Source organism: Oleiphilus sp. HI0123 (assembly GCF_001635315.1).
In genome coordinates this window covers 1-642 of the sequence record NZ_LWGE01000916.1, presented here as the reverse complement: position 1 = coordinate 642, position 642 = coordinate 1, and the positions used below count along the sequence as shown (strand labels likewise).

Genomic DNA, 642 nt, shown 5'->3' with positions numbered 1-642 from the left:
AAGTTCGTCTAGCACATTGCTATCTTTTACCTGATCCAAAATCGCTTTTCGGAGATAGACTTCGCGCTTGTCGTCCATTCCCATTGCCTGGTAATACTCATCGACTAGCGACTCTAACTCGGCTAGTGGTCCATAGGTTTCAGCCCTTGTCATGGGTGGCATTAGATGATCGATAATGGCCGCTTGGGTTCGCCTCTTTGCTTGAGCACCCTCACCTGGGTCATTCACAATAAACGGATAAAAATGCGGCATAGGGCCAAGCGCAATATCAGGCCAACATTCTGATGATAAGGCCGAGCCTTTTCCGGGTAACCATTCCAGATTGCCATGTTTACCAACATGAATCACCGCTTCCACCTTATAGACATGTCTCAGCCAAAAATAGAAAGCTAAGTAGTTGTGCGGTGGGATCAAATCCGGGTCATGGTAGTTTGCGACCAGATCAATATTGAATCCTCGTGCAGGTTGAATACCAACAAAGATCTCGCCCAAACGAATACCCGATATCATCAGTCGCCCTTGCCGAAACTTGTTGTCGTCCTCTGGCTGTCCCCACTGATCTATTACTGCTTTCTGTGACGATTCGGGTAACGCAGAAAACAGCTTCTTATAGGTCTCGACACAAAGACTTTGCCAACATGG

General features: G+C 47.2%; 1 protein-coding gene. It reads right to left on the bottom strand.

The features are described from left to right. Window positions 1–642: cobaltochelatase subunit CobN (locus tag A3761_RS07900; RefSeq protein ID WP_197472960.1), on the bottom strand; the 642-nt coding region annotated here is incomplete at both ends.